The sequence below is a fragment of the Phenylobacterium sp. genome (assembly GCF_036264965.1).
Lineage (GTDB): Bacteria > Pseudomonadota > Alphaproteobacteria > Caulobacterales > Caulobacteraceae > Phenylobacterium.
In genome coordinates, this window is sequence record NZ_DATAPY010000004.1 from 1 (window position 1) to 17,618 (window position 17,618).

General features: G+C 69.7%; 20 protein-coding genes. 8 read left to right on the forward strand and 12 right to left on the reverse strand.

The window, feature by feature from the left end; genetic code table 11:
* Together VHS75_RS00325 and VHS75_RS00330 are read right to left on the reverse strand one after the other, a co-directional pair.
* Positions 1-1,781 (reverse strand): adenylate/guanylate cyclase domain-containing protein (locus VHS75_RS00325; RefSeq protein WP_329636605.1); only part of this gene is annotated, 1,781 nt, incomplete at its 3' end.
* Positions 1,759-2,664, reverse strand: a complete 906-nt coding sequence (locus tag VHS75_RS00330; protein WP_329636606.1) for a hypothetical protein — start codon at positions 2,662-2,664, stop codon at positions 1,759-1,761. The genes VHS75_RS00325 and VHS75_RS00330, both read right to left, overlap by 23 nt.
* A gap of 224 nt (positions 2,665-2,888) precedes the next feature.
* On the opposite strand from VHS75_RS00330, the gene VHS75_RS00335 reads away from it, so the two are divergent.
* Both VHS75_RS00335 and VHS75_RS00340 read left to right on the forward strand, forming a co-directional pair.
* The gene (locus VHS75_RS00335; RefSeq protein ID WP_329636607.1) at positions 2,889-3,563 is read left to right on the forward strand and encodes a TMEM175 family protein; all 675 of its coding nucleotides are present in this window, start codon (positions 2,889-2,891) and stop codon (positions 3,561-3,563) included.
* A 117-nt stretch (positions 3,564-3,680) separates the two neighbouring features.
* Complete coding sequence (locus VHS75_RS00340; RefSeq protein ID WP_329636608.1) at positions 3,681-4,391, forward strand: DUF6445 family protein; 711 nt, start codon at positions 3,681-3,683, stop codon at positions 4,389-4,391.
* 19 nt (positions 4,392-4,410) lie between these two features.
* Here VHS75_RS00340 and VHS75_RS00345 read toward each other — a convergent pair whose 3' ends face one another.
* From VHS75_RS00345 to VHS75_RS00365, 5 genes are all read right to left on the reverse strand, one after another.
* Positions 4,411-4,815, reverse strand: coding sequence for a VOC family protein (locus VHS75_RS00345; protein WP_329636609.1), 405 nt, complete (start codon positions 4,813-4,815; stop codon positions 4,411-4,413).
* Complete coding sequence (locus VHS75_RS00350) at positions 4,812-5,303, reverse strand: helix-turn-helix transcriptional regulator (RefSeq protein ID WP_329636610.1); 492 nt, start codon at positions 5,301-5,303, stop codon at positions 4,812-4,814. The genes VHS75_RS00345 and VHS75_RS00350 overlap by 4 nt, the downstream gene beginning before the upstream one ends.
* A 59-nt stretch (positions 5,304-5,362) precedes the next feature.
* The gene (locus VHS75_RS00355; RefSeq protein WP_329636611.1) at positions 5,363-5,563 is read right to left on the reverse strand and encodes a hypothetical protein; all 201 of its coding nucleotides are present in this window, start codon (positions 5,561-5,563) and stop codon (positions 5,363-5,365) included.
* A gap of 9 nt (positions 5,564-5,572) precedes the next feature.
* Positions 5,573-5,995, reverse strand: coding sequence for a hypothetical protein (locus VHS75_RS00360; protein ID WP_329636612.1), 423 nt, complete (start codon positions 5,993-5,995; stop codon positions 5,573-5,575).
* 75 nt (positions 5,996-6,070) lie between these two features.
* Complete coding sequence (locus VHS75_RS00365) at positions 6,071-6,535, reverse strand: hypothetical protein (RefSeq protein ID WP_329636613.1); 465 nt, start codon at positions 6,533-6,535, stop codon at positions 6,071-6,073.
* A gap of 252 nt (positions 6,536-6,787) precedes the next feature.
* On the opposite strand from VHS75_RS00365, the gene VHS75_RS00370 reads away from it, so the two are divergent.
* A complete protein-coding gene (locus tag VHS75_RS00370; RefSeq protein WP_329636614.1) occupies positions 6,788-8,806 on the forward strand; it encodes a winged helix-turn-helix domain-containing protein in 2,019 nt (672 codons plus the stop codon).
* A 16-nt stretch (positions 8,807-8,822) separates the two neighbouring features.
* Here the strand turns inward: VHS75_RS00370 and VHS75_RS00375 are convergent, their stop codons facing one another.
* Both VHS75_RS00375 and VHS75_RS23020 read right to left on the reverse strand, forming a co-directional pair.
* Positions 8,823-9,338, reverse strand: a complete 516-nt coding sequence (locus VHS75_RS00375; RefSeq protein WP_414694231.1) for a hypothetical protein — start codon at positions 9,336-9,338, stop codon at positions 8,823-8,825.
* Entirely contained in the window at positions 9,308-9,628 is a 321-nt protein-coding gene (locus tag VHS75_RS23020; RefSeq protein WP_414694232.1) for a hypothetical protein, read from the reverse strand. The genes VHS75_RS00375 and VHS75_RS23020 overlap by 31 nt, the downstream gene beginning before the upstream one ends.
* A 227-nt stretch (positions 9,629-9,855) precedes the next feature.
* Between VHS75_RS23020 and VHS75_RS00380 the strand changes: the two genes are divergently transcribed.
* Both VHS75_RS00380 and VHS75_RS00385 read left to right on the forward strand, forming a co-directional pair.
* Entirely contained in the window at positions 9,856-10,128 is a 273-nt protein-coding gene (locus tag VHS75_RS00380; RefSeq protein WP_329636615.1) for an addiction module antitoxin, read from the forward strand.
* A gap of 121 nt (positions 10,129-10,249) precedes the next feature.
* Positions 10,250-10,939, forward strand: coding sequence for a CPBP family intramembrane glutamic endopeptidase (locus tag VHS75_RS00385; RefSeq protein WP_329636616.1), 690 nt, complete (start codon positions 10,250-10,252; stop codon positions 10,937-10,939).
* Positions 10,940-11,042: 103 nt separating this feature from the next.
* Here VHS75_RS00385 and uvrC read toward each other — a convergent pair whose 3' ends face one another.
* A complete protein-coding gene (uvrC, locus tag VHS75_RS00390) occupies positions 11,043-12,914 on the reverse strand; it encodes an excinuclease ABC subunit UvrC (RefSeq protein ID WP_329636617.1) in 1,872 nt (623 codons plus the stop codon).
* Between the two features lie 272 nt (positions 12,915-13,186).
* Between uvrC and VHS75_RS00395 the strand changes: the two genes are divergently transcribed.
* From VHS75_RS00395 to VHS75_RS00405, 3 genes are all read left to right on the forward strand, one after another.
* The gene (locus tag VHS75_RS00395; RefSeq protein WP_329636618.1) at positions 13,187-13,507 is read left to right on the forward strand and encodes an autorepressor SdpR family transcription factor; all 321 of its coding nucleotides are present in this window, start codon (positions 13,187-13,189) and stop codon (positions 13,505-13,507) included.
* Positions 13,504-13,914 (forward strand): hypothetical protein, encoded by a 411-nt coding sequence (locus VHS75_RS00400; protein ID WP_329636619.1) that lies wholly within the window; start codon positions 13,504-13,506, stop codon positions 13,912-13,914. Before VHS75_RS00395 ends, VHS75_RS00400 begins: the two co-directional genes overlap by 4 nt.
* 111 nt (positions 13,915-14,025) lie before the next feature.
* The gene (locus VHS75_RS00405) at positions 14,026-14,811 is read left to right on the forward strand and encodes a hypothetical protein (RefSeq protein ID WP_329636620.1); all 786 of its coding nucleotides are present in this window, start codon (positions 14,026-14,028) and stop codon (positions 14,809-14,811) included.
* On the opposite strand, the gene VHS75_RS00410 is transcribed toward VHS75_RS00405, so the two are convergent.
* Complete coding sequence (locus tag VHS75_RS00410) at positions 14,795-16,120, reverse strand: amidohydrolase (RefSeq protein WP_329636621.1); 1,326 nt, start codon at positions 16,118-16,120, stop codon at positions 14,795-14,797. The genes VHS75_RS00405 and VHS75_RS00410 overlap by 17 nt on opposite strands.
* A gap of 74 nt (positions 16,121-16,194) precedes the next feature.
* The coding region (locus VHS75_RS00415; RefSeq protein WP_329636622.1) for an AMP-binding protein at positions 16,195-17,618 on the reverse strand (1,424 nt) is incomplete at its 5' end.

A 17,618-nucleotide genomic window follows, 5' to 3' on the forward strand; every position in this document is an offset into this window, starting at 1 on the left:
CCTTCCAGCCGGGCCGACAGGTTCACCATGTCGCCGGTCACCGTGTAGTTCAGCCGCTGGGTCGAGCCCATGTTGCCGGCCACCGCGAAGCCCGTGGCGACGCCGATGCGGGTGCCAAGCTTGCCGTTCGGCAGGTAGTCCCCGACCACGTCGCGGTTGAATTCGGCTAGCGCCTCCTGGCACTGCAGCGCGGTCTCCACCGCCTTGCGCTCGGCGTCCTCGACCGCCAGCGGCGCGCCCCAGACCGCCATCACCGCGTCGCCGATGTACTTGTCGACGTAGCCCTCGTTGCGGGCCACCACGCCGGACATCAGGGTCAGGTAGCGGTTCATCAGCTCGATGAGCTTTTCCGGGCTGTCCTTCAGGCTCTCGCTGATGGTGGTGAAGCCGGCGATGTCGGTGAACATCACTGTCACCCAGCGCTTGTCGCCGCCCAGCTTCAGGGCGTCGGGGTTCTCCATCATCTGATCGACCAGGGCCGGCGCCAGATAGTGGCGGAACGCGTGCTGGACCCAGCGCTTCTCCTTGTCCTCGACCACGAAGCGGTAGGCGTAGATCAGGGTGTAGGCCAGCACCGCCGAGACGATCAGGCTGGGCGCCGGGGCCACCACCTTCTCCTGCAGCGCCCAGATCGAGGCCAGCAGTTCGGCGGCCAGGGCCGCCAGTGCGACGGCCCCGCCGGTGACCGGCGGCAGGAACAGGAAGGCTGCGGCCAGCAGCGCCGTGGTCGCCGCCAGCAGGCCGAAGGTCGCCGCGGGCGGCGTTTCGCTGAGCGCGAGGCCCTTGGTGAGCGTGTTGATCGCCGCGGCGTGGATCATCACGCCAGGCATAGAGCGACGGGTCATGGCGGCGGAATATTTCGCGGGGTCGGCGGCGATGCGGCAGGGCTTCGGCGCGGCGCGCGCGCTGGCGGCTTCGTCCCATTCCAGGCGCTTGGAGCCCCGGAACCGGTCCTCGACATCCAGCACCTCGCCGAACAGCACCACCTTGCCGGCGAAGGCCCGCTGGAAGTAGCCGGTGTCGCCCGCCTCCACGCAAGCGAACAGGTCGGCCATGCTGTAGACCGGGATGTCGCCTGGCCCGGTGTTGTAGTTGATGATGAAGTCCTTGGCCGGAACCCTCGCGCCCGCGCGCCTGGCCAGCTCGGCGCCGAAGGACAGCTGCTCGCCGCCTCCCTGGTTCGCGAAGCCGCGCCAGTAGCGGCGAACCACGTCGTCCTTGTCGAGGTCGGCGTTTACCAGCCGCACATTGTCCGCGCCCTTCGCGGCCATCACCTGGCCGGCATAGGGCGCCAGCGTCGCACCCGAGAGGCGCGCCTCACCCATGACGATGCGGCCCTGGTCGGCGGCGTTGCGGAGCGCGATCAGGAACGGGCGGTCGTAGCCCGGCAACAGTTCGGGCCGGTCAAGCGTAGTGGGCATCACCATATCCAGGCCGATGGCCTTGACGCCGGCGTTGTCGATGGCGTCGATGACGTAGCCGAAATAGGGCGTCCAGGCGACCTTGGGCGTGTTGTCGAACGGCGGGGTCTTGTAGGTCTGCTCGTCGATCGCGACCACGACCACGTCGGACTTGGACGGCGGGAACAGCGGCCCGAACAGCCGGTGGCGCAACGGCAGCAGGAAGTCGATGCCCCGGCGGTCGTAGACGCGCGATTGCGGCAGCGCCGCCAGCAGGCCGACGATCAGCCCCAGCGCGACCGCCACCATCACCCGGCGGCGGCGCCAGAGCTTGGGGCGCGATCCGCCGGCGCCGTCGTTAGGACGCGGCGAGCGGGACAACGCGATTGGCCAGACTTGAATCCTCGTCCAGCGCCGGGTCGATGGAGAACAGCGCGCTCGCCACCACCTTGTCGCCGTTCATCACCTCGGCTTTGTAGGGCATGCCCGGCGCCAGCGGCGGGGCGCTGGGCGGATAGGCGATCCACGCATTCGGCGCGGATCCCTGCCACAGCACCGGCGCGCCGGGCTCGTTCATGGCCTTCACCCGCACGGCGACGGCGCCCAGCGCCTTGTCCCACTTGAAGACCGGCGGGCCGGCCTTCAACGCGCGTTCGTCCCAGTCGACGCCGGTGAATGGCGTGATCCGGTTGACCGTGGCCCCGGCTTCCGAGGCGCTGGCCAGGATGATCGGATTGGCTGAGCGGCAGCCGGCCGTGGGACGGCTCTGCATCTTGCCGCCGGCCACTGTGCTGCCCTTGGGTCCGACGGTGACCGCACCGCCCTGGACCACCTCGGTCAGGCAGCCGGCGAGGTAGCTCATGGTCATCGTGCCCTTGGGACCCAGCGCGATGGTCTGTTTGGCGAAGACGTAGTCCATCTGGCGCACTGGGGCGTTCGGCGAGGCGGCCTCGATCACCGCCACGGCGTCGGTGCCGAGCTTGTGCAGCGGCGGCAGGGCCGTCGGGCCCGACTGCATAGCCATGGGGCCGCCCGGCGCCGGCGCATTGGTCGCGCCCGGCTTCGCCGGCACGGGTTCCGTCGCGGTCTTGGGGGTCTGCCTGCCGGTGGCGGCGCCGGCGGCGTTCTTCAGGAAGTCGCCCAGTTGATAGGCGTTGGCCGGCGCGGCCGCCCCCAGGCTGAGCGCCGCTATCATCGCCAGCATCGAGCCCAGGCGCCATGCGCCGGCGCCCATGGCCGTCGTGAAACGTCCCGTGGTCTTCATCGCCCCTGCCCCGCGTCCCGTCCCCAGAGTCCCGTTGGCGCAACCAACTTTACGCCGGCTGCGGGCGGAGGCCAGCATAAACGAACAGTGTTTGGTGTTCGGGGGCCCGGGGATTCCCCTGAGAAGCGAACGGCTTGGCCGCCGACCCCAGATCGCGCACCGTCCTCACTCTTCGCAACCACCCCACCTGACCCTAAGCTTCTACGAAACGCGGGGGGCGCCAAATGGCGGGGTTGTTGGAGACGTCGGACGCCGGGGAGAGCCTGGAGCTTCGCCGGCATCGGCATTGGTATGATCGGCTGATGATGCTGGCGGACGGCGTCTTCGCCATCGCCATCACCTTCCTCGCCGTCGACATCGGGCCGCCGGCAGGTTGGGCGGGCGGGCTGGGCGACCTGTGGGGCCCTCTGGCCTGGCAACTCGACACCTACGCCGTCAGCTTCATCGTGATCAGCGTCTTCTGGCTGGCCCACCGGCGCTTCATGGCCATGGTGCTGGCGGTCGACGCCCCGCTGACGGTGCTGACCCTGGTGATGCTCGGCCTCGTGGCCCTTCTGCCGCCGGCGACCCGGATGCTCCAGGCGCATCTGGCCTTCCCGGCCGCGCGGATCACCTATGCCGGCCTGGTCATCGCCATCGGGATCTCCATGGCGGTGATATGGGGCTACGCCGGCCTGGCGGCCAAGGTGGTCCACTCCGAGGTGGGCGGGCGGGCGCACTGGTTCCTGCTGGCGCTGATCGTGGCGACCCCGCCGTTGATCCTGACGCTGAACTTCGTCATTCCGGGCACGCCGCCGCCGGGCGTGGTGCCGGTGGTGCTGCTAGCCCTGTTCGTCATCGGCTGGCGCCTGCGCCTCGGGACGCTCAAGCGCCTCGGCGCTCTGCGGCACGTGGGCTAGCCGAGCGCCAGTTTGACTGGCGGCAGGCCCTCCACCTCGAACCCGCGGCGAGAGCGGGCTTGTCGCCCAGCTGGGCTGGCTTGAGGTTAGGCTCTGCGCTCCTCCGCGAGATTCGGCATGACCCTGGACTTCCGCCCGCACGGTCGCATCACGGCGCGGACAGACCGGATCGGCGCCGAGGGCTCACCCGTGCTGGTGATCGACAACTTCGCGGCCGATCCGCAGGCGCTGGTGGACCACGCCGCGGCCCTGGCCCCCTTTCCGCCCGCGGCGCAGACCTTCTATCCGGGGGTGCGAGCGCCGGTTCCGATGCCGTTCGCGCAGGGCGCGCACGCCTATCTGGATGCCGCGCTGCGCCAAGCCTTCGACCTCGGCGATCAAGCTGTGGTGAGCGGCGGCTGGGACTTCTCGCTGGTCACCCGGCCGCCGACGGAGCTGACCCTTCGCCAGCGGATGCCGCACATCGACTCCACCCACCCCGGCAACCTGGCCCTGCTGCTCTACCTCGCGCCGGTCGGCCAGGGCGGCACAGGCTTCTATCGCCACCGCAGCACCGGCTACGAGACCGTCACGGAGGATCGGTTCGACCTCTATGAGTCCCGGCTCAAGGCCGACATCGCTGCGTTCGGCGAGCCGCGGGGCTACATCTGCGGCGACAGCCCGGTCTTCGAGCGCATCGCCGACTATGAGGCGGTGTTCAACCGGATGCTGGTCTACCGCAGCCGCAATCTGCATTCGGCGAGCCTGGCGCCGGGCTTCATCGGCAGCCCCGACCCGCGGATGGGGCGGCTGACGCTCAACCTCTTCCTGCACTTCCGGCCAAGGTAGGTCTGCCCGCCCCCGGACCTCACCGCCCCTGGATCATCTTCCAGCCATTGCCCGAGGGATCGCGGAAGCTGGCGTCGACGGCGCCGTAGCGGTCCACCGGCTCCTGGGTGAACTCCACGCCGGCCGCGCTCATCCGATCGTAGGCGGCGCGGCAGTCGTCCACGGTGAGCACCAGCGGCGGCATGGCGCCCTTGGCCACCACCTCGCGCAGGGTCTGGGCGGTGGTCTCATCCACCGTCGGCGGCTGCGGCGCGAACAGGCCGAGCTGGAAGGACGGCTGGTCCGGGTGCTGCACCGTCAGCCAGCGGTAATCGCCGTTCTTCGCATCCGTGTGAACGCGGAACCCCAGCTTCTCGACGTAGAACTTCAGGGCCTCGTCCTGGTCGCGGACGTACAGACCGACAACTCCAACACCTTGGCTCATGGGACCTCCGTTGCGTCTGTCCCGGTCATAGCCTCCGCCTCCTGCCGCCGCTTCTCCGAAACTGCGATCCTGAGGTCGGGTCGATGGGCGGCGCTGAGATAGCAGGCCGGCGTCTGTGCAAGATCGCGCCCTGCCGCCTGCTCGCGGGCCCGCAGCTCTCCTGGGCTCTCGCCGGTGATGTCCCGGAACACGCGGCCGAAGGTCCCCAGGCTGTTCCAGCCGGTCTCGAAGGCGATCTCGGTGACGGGCAGGTCCGTGTCGCGAAGCAGCGCCGTGGCCCGCTCGATCCGCCGCGTCAGCAGGTAGCGGTGCGGCGGCACGCCGAAGGCCTGCGCAAACGACCGCGCGAAGTGGGCCTGGGAGACGCCGCTGACGCCGGCCAGCCGCCGCACCGGCCACGCCTCGAACGAGGCCGCGTCCATCCGGTCCTTCGCGCGCAGCAGGCGGCGCAACAGCTCCGGGTCCTGGTGGGCGGCTCCTGTTCCCATGAGCGAGCCATACCGGCTTGGGACTTCGAACGTCCAGCTTCGCCAGGACGCCCCACGCGCTAGGGGCGTTGCGACGACCGGCATTCGATCTCCCGCTCCGACGGCCGGACGTAAGGGTCCAGGCAGAGCGTCTCGCCTCGCACCAGGACGGTCCAACCGGTTTCGTAGTGATCCCCGTCTCGGGGGAACGGATAGGCCAGCGCCGCGCCGACGCTTCCCAGCGCCAGGCCGACGGCAAGTCCGAGTCCGAACCGGTTCATCTGCCGGCCTCAGTCGTTCCAGCGTCCGACGCCGGCGTCACCTTCCGGCCCGCTCTGATAGGTGATCAGGCCGGTGAGGCCGTTGTGGTGGCCGTCGAGGTCCCCGGTCAGGGACCCCCAGCAGTTGGACCCCGCCTGCCCGGCGGGCTGGCAATGGAATTCCATGGTGTAGGCGCCTGGCGCCCTGCACACTCCCGACCGGCTGAACGCCGCCCCGGGCGGATTGTCCCGCGCCGTGCATTGGCCGGCGACGCTTTCGCGATGGCCGTCGCCGTATTCGAGGCTGGCCTTGAAGCCGGTCCTGCGGGCCGGGCCTCCGCCGGGGGCGGCCTGTTCGCTGCCCGTGAAGGTGAAGACCTCGGACGCGCGCGCGTCATGCGCGGCGACCGGCGAGCTGATCAGCAGCAAGGCGGCGGCAAGTCGCATCATCATATCGCTCCTCTAGCGTTCAGGGTGTCGAGCAGCCTCGGGCAGCCGGTCGTCCGGCCGCCCGAGGCGCCCGCCGTCTCAGTCGTTCCAGTGGCCTTCGCCGTGGGCGCCGTTCTGCACCGTGTGCAGGGTGAACGCGCCGGTCCGGCCCTTCCAGGCTCCCCCGGTTCCCGTCAGCGTCCCCCAGCAGTCGACGCCGTTCCCGCCCTTGACAGGCGCCGCGCAGGTGAACCGGGTTTCATAGAGGGCGCCGCTCGCGTCCTTGTATTCGCAGACGCCGTTCTGCCCGAACTGGTTGTCCGGCGGCAGGATCCAGGCCGAGCAGCGCGCGTTGGTTTCGGCCTTCTTGCCGTCTGCGAAGGTGGCCGCGGTGTGGGCGGCGTAGACGGTGGCGCCGGAGGGGCGGCCGTCGGGCATGGGCGACTTCAGCACCACCTGATCGGCGGCGCCGGTGTTAGTGTTCACGAAGCTGAAGGCTTCGGCAGAGGCGGAGCCCGCGTAGGCGCACAGAGCGACGCAGGCGGCTGCGGCAAATCGTTTCATGGTCATTCCCCCGAGCGAAGCGCCGGTCATGCCGGCGCGCGCCAAGCAGGCCACGGACGGGCGCGAGGCGACAGTATCGCCAGACGATCTATGCCCGACCGGAGGCCGATCTATCGCCGATCCGAACGCCAAACGTCGTTACGCGGACGGCTGGCGGTCTGCGCAGACCGTGCTAGCCTGCGCCTGCTCTGGGGGGAGTGCGTAATTTTGGATTTGACTGGAGAGTCGGGGTTCCATCTCGGGATCCTTGAGGTGTCCCCGCCGACCTGCGCGGTGACCTGGCCTGGAGGCCGCGAGGTCCTGCAGCCGCGCGTCATGCAGGCGCTGGTGGTGCTGGCCAAGGCGCAGGGCGCGGTGGTGTCCCGCGACGCGCTGATCGCATCGTGCTGGGACGGCCGCTTTGTCGGCGAGGACGCCATCACCCGCGTCATGGTGCAGCTTCGCCGGCTCGCGGAGCGGCTGGAAGGCCGCGCCTACGGCATCGAGACCATCCCCCGCGTGGGCTATCGCCTGATGGCGGCCCCGGATGGCGCCGTCGCCACCCCCGCGCCGTGGACGGCCGGTCGCCGCCGGGCGCTGCAGCTCGCCGGCGGCGCGGCCGCGGTCGCGGCGGCGGGCGGCGCGGGATGGGCGGCCTGGCGGGCGATGCGGCCCAGCCGGGCCGCGCCGGTGACCATCGCCGTGCTGCCGTTCGACGACCTGGCGCCGGGCGAGCAGACCCGCTTCGTCGCGGTCGGCCTGGCGCGTGAGGTGCGCAATTCGCTGTCCCGCATCGCGGGCCTCTCGGTGATCGCCGACGCCTCGTCCTTCGCCCTGTCGGCCCGGCGGCTGAACGACCGCGACATCGGACGCCGGCTGGGCGCCGACTACCTGCTCAAGGGCAGCGTCGAACAGGCGGGCGGCGAGACCCGGGTCAGCGCCGAACTGGTCAACCTGGCGTCCGGGCTGCAGGTCTGGTCGCAGACCCAGGAGAGCCGCGGCGGCGACCTCTTCAAGCTGCAGGACCAGGTGGCCGGCGCGGTGATCCAGGAGCTGATCGTCCGCATCGGCGCCGACAGGATCCGTGAGCCGCCGCCGCCCCGCCGGCGCGATCCGGAGGTGTTCCGCATCATGCTGGGCGCCAACGAGCTGATCGAGCAGACCCGCGCCCTCGGCATGATCAACCGCGCCGAGGCGGCCAGCGATGCGGCCGACCAGGCCCAGGCCATGGTCACCCAGGCGCTGGCCATCGATCCGCAGGACCCGGGCGCCCTGGTCGTCGAGGCCGCGCTGGTGCGCAACGGCTGGACGCGCGAGCTGGCCCGCCAGCCCCTGAGCGGAGCCCAGCGGGCCGCCTCGGCCGCGGAACTCCTGCACAAGGCGCTGGCCGCCGATCCCAACGATCCGTCGGCGCTGGCGGCGCTGGGCGACTACTATCGGCGCTTCGAGTGGCGGTGGGACGAGGCCGAGGCCCTGTTCCGGCGCGCCCTGGCCATCGACCCGAACCACCTGGAGGCGCACTGGGCCTACGGCCACCAGCTCGGCACGCTCGGCCGGGCGCTCGAGCACCTGCAGCACGCCCGCGCCATCGTGCGGCTCGATCCCGAGACGGTGTACCGCCTGCTCGACATGCCGCGCGCCCTCTACCAGCTGGGCGACCATGCCGGGACCATGGCGCTCTACGACAGCCTGCTGGCGGCCAATCCCGACAATCTGTTCCTGCTGCGCGAACTCTATTTCACCCACCTGATCGAATCCGACGCCCCGGCGCTGGCCGCGCGCATCCGCCAGGTGCGCGACGACATCTGGAAGGGCGTCCCGCCCAAGGCGGTCGCCGCCCTGCTCGCCCGCGCGGCGGCCGGGCTTGAGGCGCTGCAAGGCCGGCCGGCGGCGCTGATCGCCCTGGTCGACAAGGACGTCGCGGCCTACGACCTTGGCGCGGGCCTCTCCGGCACCACCCAGGGCCGCGCCAGCGTCGACCTCCTGTTCATCTACGCCATGGAGTACGCCTGGGCCGGCGCCGTGGGCCCCGCGATCCAGATGCTGGACCGCGCGCTGGCCGGCCGCTCCGTCTACTGGCCGGCCTGCCTGCCGTTCGGCGTCGCGCATTTCCCCACGGCCATGCGCGCCGACCCGCGCTACGCCGCGCTCTGGCGCACCGACCCGCAACGCCAGGAGCTGCTCAGGCGTCGCCTCTGGTCCATCGAACACCGGCAGATGGCCGGCTACCTGCCCGACGGCCCGCGCGTCACGCCCAAGATCCCCCCGGCGCCGCGATCCGGGGCCGCCTGAGGCTCCACCCTTCCGGCTAGTCGTCATCGGCCCAGGTCTCCAGGCGCTCGCGGCTCGCCGCCATGACAGCGTCCATCTTCGCTGCCGGGTCGACCGGGGTCGTCCATTCGCCCTCGCTGGTGCGCACCGGCCGCATGGTGTCCGGGTCCGGCGTATAGGCGACCACCCGATGCCGGCCGGTTTCGGAGTGCTTCTCGATCTTGAAGTGGCGGAAGAGGATGGTCGTGACGTCCGGCGGTTCCGGCGGCGCGTAGGCCTTCAGCCGCGCGTGGGTGCGCGGGCCGAGGACGGCGGCGGTCCAGCGCAGTTGCTTCAGCCGCACCTGGGTCAGGAAGGCGGTCTCCGGCGTCGCCTCCAGGGCCATCTTCCAGCCGAGGTCGCTGAACCGCTCGGCCAGCGCCTCGCGGGCCAGGCGCATGTCCTCGGCGAACTCCGGATGGCCAGCCTTCCAGCGGTAGATCGTGCGCAGCGAGGGCATCAGCGGGTCGGCGGCGATCTTGCTCAGCATCTCGCCCTGCGAGACCCGGGCCACGACCTCGTTGGCCGTGGCCGGGCAATAGCCCTGGCCACTGACCGGCTTGCGCTTGGCCAGCGCCTTGGCCCGGTCGAAGATCCGCCGAAGTCCGGCCGCTCCCGCGCCCAGGCGGCGAGCGAATTGCGCGATGGCAGGCCAGGTTCAGAGCAGATCGCTGTCAGGCTCTCGCCGGCGATCACCCGTGTGCACACGGTCCGCGCCACCGTCGCGGAGAACCGCACGTATCCACGTATGGGGCCCCGCGCAGGGGCGCATTCGCCCGACGAGCGCGCATCGTCAGAGGTCATGGAAGCTCGATCCGCAGCAACGCCGCCCGCGCGGACAGGCGCGCCGGAGCGGTCAGGTTGGAGAGAAGCGGCGGTGGAGTGCTGCGCGGCCGGCGCAGTTCACGGGCGCGCCCGGACGGTGGCACGGAGGGGTGGGCTAGTCAAGAACAAATAGGGAACATATGCTGGAAAGCCGCCTCTTGCGGCGCACAGAATATGGATACATATCTGTGCAGACGGAGCCACGCATGACCAAACCGACCCACCTCAACGTCCGCCTGACCGGCGCGCTCAGCGATTTCGTCGCCGCCAACGTCGGCCAGGACGGCTCTTTCGACAACGTCAGCGAATACGTCCGCGACCTGATCCGCCGCGACAAGGCGCGCGCCGAGGCTGAGGCCTTCGACCGCCTGAAGGCGGAACTCGACCTGGCGTTCGCGCAACCTGACGACAGCTATCGCACCCTCGACGTCGAGGCCGTGATCGCCCGGAACCGCCGCCGCTATGATGGCGCGCGTTGACGCCGCCGCTCCGGCTCTCGCCGGCCGCCGAAGCGCGGCTCGACGAGATCTACGCCTACACCCGCGAGACCTGGCGGCCATTGAACTGACGACACCGCGACTTGGCCAACAGCGCGGCGCCGTGGTCGACCTTGCCGCTTGGGTGGCCACGCTGGCGCTGGTCTTTGGGATCGCCTACGCGCTGAAGCTGGCCGGCGCGTCCACAGCGCTGCGGATTTGGCTGGGCGAGCCGCTGGAGATGATCGCCCTGTTGGTGGTCACGACGCAGCTGCTCCGGCGACGCGGCGAGCGATGGGCCGACCTTGGCTTGAGGCGGCCAGCATCGGCCTGGCGGGCCGCGGGGCTCGTTGTCGCGGGCCTGATCGCAACCTATGGCGCCAACGCGGTCCTGGTGTTGGTTGTGTTCCCCGCCTTGCACATTCCGCGTCCGGACGTCGGGGTCATGGCGCTCGTGGATGGTGCGCCAACGGGCTACGCCACGATGCTGGCCCTCACCTGGACCACCGTGGCATTCGGCGAGGAACTGCAATTCCGCGGGTTCATCTTCTCGCGGTTGGAGACCCTGTTCGGGCGATGCCGCGCCGGGACCTTCGCCGCCTGGCTGGGCCAGGGGCTGCTGTTCGGGGGCATGCATGGCTATCAGGGCCTCGGCGGCATGCTGGCGACGAGCACCATCGGTCTGGTGTTCGGCGGCGTCTATCTTGCGGGGCGCCGCAACATGACCGCCTGCATCGTGCTGCACGGGATGATCGACAGCTTCGCGCTGACAGCGCTGTTCTATGCGGTGACCCACGGGTTCCACCTGAGTTGAGGGCGGGCGGTGGCGGGCGGGGTGGGCTTAAACCCCCTCCGTCTCGGCGCTGACGCGCCAAGCCACCTCCCCCTCAATCGCGCTTCGCGCTGGGGAGGATCTTTTAGGTCTTGCGGAAGAAGTTGTAGATCCGGTCGGCCAGGGGCGCGCTGATGCCCTCCACCTTCAGCAGGTCATCCACCGACGCCCGGCTAACCCCCCGCGCACTCCCGAACGCGTGCAGCAACGCCTTCTTCCGCCCCGGGCCGACGCCCTCGATCTCGTCCAGGGGATTCTTCTTCATCTCGGCGCTGCGTTTGGCGCGGTGGGTTCCGATGGCGAAGCGGTGGGCTTCGTCGCGCAGGCGCTGGAGGTAGTAGAGGACCGGGCTCTTGGGCTCGAGCATGAAGTAGGGCTTGCCGGGGATGAAGAAGCGCTCCAGCCCGGCGTCGCGGTCCGGGCCCTTGGCGACCCCGACCACGGCCACGTCGTCCACGCCCAGGTCGGCCATGACCTCCATCACCGCGTTGATCTGGCCCATGCCGCCGTCGATGAGGACGAGGTCCGGGCGGATCACGTCAGCGGCGCCCTCCTCTTCCTCCTTCACCATCCGGCCGAAGCGGCGGCGCAGGACCTCCTTCATCATGCCGAAGTCGTCGCCGGGGGTGATGTCGACGCCGCGGATGTTGAACTTGCGGTACTGGGATTTCTGGAAGCCGTCGGGGCCGGCGACGATCATGCCGCCGACCGCATTGGTCCCCATGATGTGGGAGTTGTCGTAGACTTCGATCCGCTCCGGCGGGGCGTCGAGGCCGAAGGCTTCGGCGACGCCGGCCAGCAGCTTCGCCTGGGCGGAGCTCTCGCTCATCTTGCGGCCCAGCGCCTCGCGGGCGTTGATGAGGGCGTGTTCGACAAGCTGGCGTTTCTCGCCGCGGACCGGCCGGGCGATCTCTACCTTGCGGCCGCCCTTCAAGGCGAAGGCGTCGGCGATCAGCTCGCGCTCGGCGGGCTCGATGTTGGTGAGGATCAGCTTGGGGATCGGCTTGTCGTCGTAGAACTGGCCTAGGAAGGCGCCCATGATGTCGGGGTCCTCGTCGGACTTGTCGACGCGGGGGAAGTAGGCGCGGTTGCCCCAGTTCTGGCCGGCGCGGAAGAAGAACACCTGGACGCAGGCCTGGCCGCCCTCGGCGAAGAGGGCGAAGACGTCGGCCTCGTCCACCGTCTCCGGATTGATCTGCTGTTCCTGGGCGACGGAGGCCAGCGCGCGGATGCGGTCGCGCAGGCGCGCGGCGCGCTCGAACTCCATCTCCTCGGCCGCGGCGGTCATCTGGTCGGCGAGGCCGGCGACCACGGCGCGGCTCTTTCCCCGTAGGAAGTCCTCGGCTTGCTCTACGAGGCCGCCATAGTCCTCCAGGCTGATCAGGCCGGTGCAGGGCGCGGCGCAGCGCTTGATCTGGTGCAGCATGCAAGGGCGCGTGCGGCTCTCGTAGACGCTGTCGGAGCAGGAGCGCAGCAGGAAGGCTTTCTGCAGGGTGTTGAGGGTGCGGTTGACGGCGCCGGCGCTGGCGAAGGGGCCGAAGTAGTCGCCCTTGATCGAGTGGGCGCCGCGGTGCTTGCGAAGCTGGGCGGCCGGATGCTCGCGGCGGATGACGATCTCCGGGAAGGACTTGTCGTCGCGCAGCAGGACGTTGAAGCGGGGTTTGAGCTGCTTGATCAGATTGATCTCGAGTAGCAGGGCGTCGGTCTCGGTCCGCGTGGTGACGAATTCCATCGACCGGGTGGCATCGACCATGTGGGCGATGCGGTTGGTGTGGAAGCGCCCCTGCGCGTACTGGATCACCCGCTTCTTCAGCGAGCGCGCCTTGCCGACGTAGAGCACCTCCCCGTCCTCGCCCACCATCCGGTAGACCCCCGGCTTGTCCGGCAGGCGGGTGACCTCGTCCTTGATGAGCGCGGCGCCCTTGAGCTGGGGCGGAGCGGTGGCGTCGTCGGGCATGTGCGGGGAATATAGGTGAGTCAGGTGGCGGGCGCAGGGTCGATCCCTGCTCAAGCGGGGACCAAGACTTTTAACCACGGAAAACACGGAGAGATCACAGAAGGAGAGCCGATCCGCCAAGGCGGCAGATGTGAATCCCTGGCGCGCGAAGCGCGCGCTCGAATCGAACTCGAACGCCCGAGACGACCCTCTTTCCGTGCTCTTTCCGTGTTTTCCGTGGTCGATCTTCCCTCCGCTTGACTTCATTTCGACGTTTAGCTAAATGTCGCCCTATGAACGCTGTGTTCAAAGCCCTGTCCGATCCGACGCGCCGCCACGTGCTGGAGCTGCTGCGGGAGCGGCCGATGACGGCGGGGGAGCTGGCGGAGCATTTCCCGGTCTCGGGACCGACCATGTCGGCCCACTTCGCGGTCTTACGCGGGGCCGATCTGGTCGATGTCCAGAAGGTCGGCAAGACGGTGATCTATCGCCTGAAGCTGTCGGTGCTGGAGGACGCGCTGCTGGGCTTTGTCGGCGCGTTCAGCGCGGTCGCGGGCGCGGACAAGCCGGCGGGCTCCAGGCCCGCCGCGCCCATCAAGGGGACGACGTCATGATCCACAGGAACCTCGCCATCTCGCTGGGCTTCGCCGGCGCCTATATCGGCGGCGCCTTCGCCTTGAAGGCCGCCGAGCGCGCGGGCTTCATCCCGCACGGCGCGGGCGGCCAGGCGCTGCAGGTGTTCAACGGGCTGACGCTGGCGGTCTACGGCAACTTCCTGCCGAAGCGGCTGGGAAACTTCCGCAACCCGGCCTCGGCCATGCGCATGGAGCAGGTGCTGCGGGTCAGCGGCTGGGCCTTCATGCTGGGCGGGCTGGGCTTCGCCGTGACCTCCCTGCTGCCGGTTCCCTTCACTGTCCCCATCGCCGTGCTGAGCGCCGCGACCGCCTATGTGCTGGGCTACTCCGCCTGGGCGTTCATGGAGCACGGGCCGCGCAAGGGCGAGCCCCGCCTGGACGCTTGAGGCGCAGCGCCTTGGGCGCTCGTCGAGCGGATGCGCGGCTTCGACGCTTTTCGCGGGTTGCTCCCTGGTTCCCGCGCCACTGTGAGGCGGTTGACGACGCAGGGGAACGTCATGACCGCGCAGACAACGGCGCCGGCGTTCGGCTGGCGGGTGTTTGGGATTGGCGTGATCGCCGTGGCCGTCGTGGTCTTCGCCTTGCGGGACGTCGACCCGGCGGGACAGGCGTCCAGGGCATCGCCGGGCCACACCCTCCTGGCCTGCGCCACCGCAGGCGTCCTGCTGATCGCCGGCGCGGCCCTGGAATGGCGCCGGACCGTCGCCTGGGCGGCGGGCGCGATCACCGCCTATTACGCGGTCGTCATCGTCGGCTTCAAGGATGGCGGCCTGATCCTGCGCCACGCCGGCGAGTTCATGGCCTACAGCAACACCGCCGAGCAGCTCGCCGTCCTGGCCGCGGCGCTGATCGTCTTCGCGACCTATGCCAGGATCGACCCGGCGCTGGCCGCGCGGCTGACGCGGGCGGGCCAGCTGGCGTTCGGGGTCTGCGCGATCCTGTTCGGCGGCGCGCACTTCTTCTACATGGGCATGACCGCGCCGCTGGTCCCGGCCTGGCTGCCGCCGAGCCAGCTGTTCTGGGGCTATGCGACCGGGGTGTTCCACATCGCCGCGGGCGTCGCGATCCTGACCGGCGTGAAGGATCGCCTGGCCGCCGTCCTGCTGACCATCATGTACGCGGCCTTCACGCCCCTGGTGCACCTGCCGATGCTGTGGGCCGATCCGGCCAGCCACAGGAACTGGACCGAGAACGTCACCAACCTGATCCTGACCGGCGCGGCCTGGGTGGTGGCGGACTCGCTGGCGCGGGTGGGCCGGGGGCGCGTCAGCTTAGGACGTTGAGCACCGCCAGCGTCATCGCCTCGACGCCGGTGCGGATGGTTGGCTCCGGGATCGGCGCGAACTGCGGGGTGTGGTTGCCGGGAGGCTCCTGACCCTTGGCGCGATAGTCGGCGATCACCTTCGGATCGAGGCCGCCCAGGCCCCAGAACAGCGAGGGCACGCCGGCGATAATGTATTCCGAATAGTCCTCGCTGGCCGAGCCCGGGCTGGTGGCCTCGACGGCGTGGGCGCCGAAGGCCGCCTTGAAGATGGGCGCGGTGCGCGCGGTGATGGCGGCGTCATTGACCACCGCCGAGGCGCCCTGATCGAAGACCACCGTCGGGGCCGGCGCGCGGGACAGCTCAGCCACCGCCTTGGCGGTGCGGGCCAGACCCTCCTTCAGGAGCTTGCGGGTGTCGTCGTCATAGCTGCGGATGGTGCCGCGCAGCACCGCCTGGTCGGGGATGATGTTGCCGGCGCTGCCGGAGACGATCGAGCCTACGCCCAGCACGCCGAACGCCGCGGGGTCCTTCTCGCGGCTGACGATGGTCTGCACCTCGACGGTGAAGCGAGCGGCCTCCATCACCGGATCGATGCTGAGCTGCGGGCGCGAGCCATGCGCGCCGCGGCCCTGGAAGGTGATCTCGAACCCGTCGGCGCTCGAGGAATTGGCCCCGGCGCGGTAGGAAACGCCCAGCGTCGGCCCCGGCCCCACGTGCTGCGCGAAGCCGATGTCGGGCTTCGGGAAGCGGGTGAACAGCCCGTCGGCGATCATGGCGCGGGCCCCGCCCACCGTCTCTTCCGACGGCTGGCCGATGAACATCAGCGTGCCGTGCCAGGCGGACTTCATGGCCACCAGCTGCTGCGCTGTGCCGACCCAGGCGGCCATGTGGATGTCGTGGCCGCAGCTGTGCGCCACCGGCGTGGGTTTGCCCTGCCAGGTGGTGATCGCATGGCTGGCGTAGGGCAGCCCGGTCTTCTCCTCCATGGGCAGGGCGTCGAGCTCGGTGCGCACCATCACTGTCGGGCCGGGGCCGTTCTTGTAGATCGCCACAATGCCGGTCTTGCCGACGTGCTCGGTCACCTCGAAGCCGAGGGCGCGCATCTCCTTGGCCAGTTTGGCGGAGGTCTCGACCTCCTGGAAGCCGAGCTCGGGATGCTGGTGGATGTCCTTGTAGAGGGCGTCGAGGTGCGGGTAGGCCTTGTCCAGGCCGGCGTCGATCTGCGCCTTGGCCTTGGCGACGTCCAGCTTGCCGGCAGCGTGCGCGCCAGGCGCCAGCAGCAGCGCCGCGGCGCCCGCAAACAGGACGGATCGAAGAACGGAATTCATGCGGCTCACCCCCAAGCTTGAATGAGCCGCACCTTAGCTTCGCGCGCCGTGTACGCCCGTTATTTCTGCGCCGCCTAGAGCTTCACCATACCGGCGCCGATCTTCTCGAAGACGCTTTTGGTGACTTTCAGGTAGCCGCGCTTGGCGTCGTGGAAGTAGAGCGGGCCCTTGATCTTGCCGGGGTCGTAGCCGTCGGCGATCAGGTCCATCTTGCGGGTCTTGAAGGTGCCGGTGGTCTCCAGCGCTGGCAGGACGCGGACGAACAGCGGCTGGGCGAACGGCGGCAGCTCGCGGGCCACTTCGTCGCCGAAGGCCTTGATGTCGAACTCCGGCCCGACCACCAGGCCGGCCATGCCGGCGCGGCCCTCGGCGCCCGCGACGGCGACGCCGTAGACGTTGGCCTCCTTGACGCCCGGGACGCCCAGCAGGCGCTCGGCCACCTCGTTGGTGGAGACGTTCTCACCCTTCCAGCGGTAGGTGTCGCCAATCCGGTCGACGAAATAGAAGTAGCCGTCGGCGTCGGTCTTCATCAGGTCGCCGGTGGAGAACCAGCGGTCGCCCTTCTCGAAGACGTCGTGCAGCACCTTCTTCTCCGACGCGGCCTTGTCGACGTAGCCGGAGTATTCGCTGCGCGCGTCGTGGCCGATCTGGCCGATGCATTCCCCGATCTGGCCGGGGCCGGCCTCGATGCAGAGGCCGTTGAGGCCGCGGATCGGCTCTTCGGTCTCGACGTCGAACTGCACGAGGCGGATGTTGAACTGCTTGCGCAGCCACTTGGGCGCGCGGCCGATGGCGCCCTCGCGGCCATCGAAGTTGAACATCGAGACATTGCCCTCGGTCGAGCCGTAGAACTCCAGGATCTCGGCGATCTTGAAGCGCTGCTTCATCACCGGCCAGATGTCGGGGCGCAGGCCATTGCCGAACGCCATGCGGATTTTGTGGCGGGTCTCGTCGTCGCTGGGCGGCTGGTTCACCAGGTAGCGGCAGAGCTCTCCGATGTAGACGAACATGGTGCAGCCTTCGTCGATCGCCTCGCCCCAGAAGTGGCTGGCCGAGAACTTGCGCCGCAGGAACACCGAGCCGCCGTTCAGCAGGGCCGCCCCGAGCGCGCAGAGCCCGCCGGTGGCGTGATAGAGCGGCAAGGCGACGTAGATGCGGTCGCTCGCCTTGGCCCCGGTCGAGCCGGCGAACCCGCGCATATAGAGCTGGGCGCGGACATGGGTGATCCGCGCGGCCTTGGGCATGCCCGTGGTGCCCGAGGTGAAGATCAGGAGCGCGGTGTCGCGGGCCCGGATGTCCTCGCGCACGCCCTTGTCCGGCGGAAGCTGGCTGCAGCTCTTCAGCGCCTGCACCAGGTCGCGCTGGTCGCCGTGGGCGGGGCCAAGCACCCACTGCTGCGGCGGCTTGTCGATCAGCGCCTTGGCCGCCTCGAACACCGGCGAGGTCTCGGGATCGACCACCACGTGGCTGGCGCCGGAGATGTTCAGGCAATGGGCCA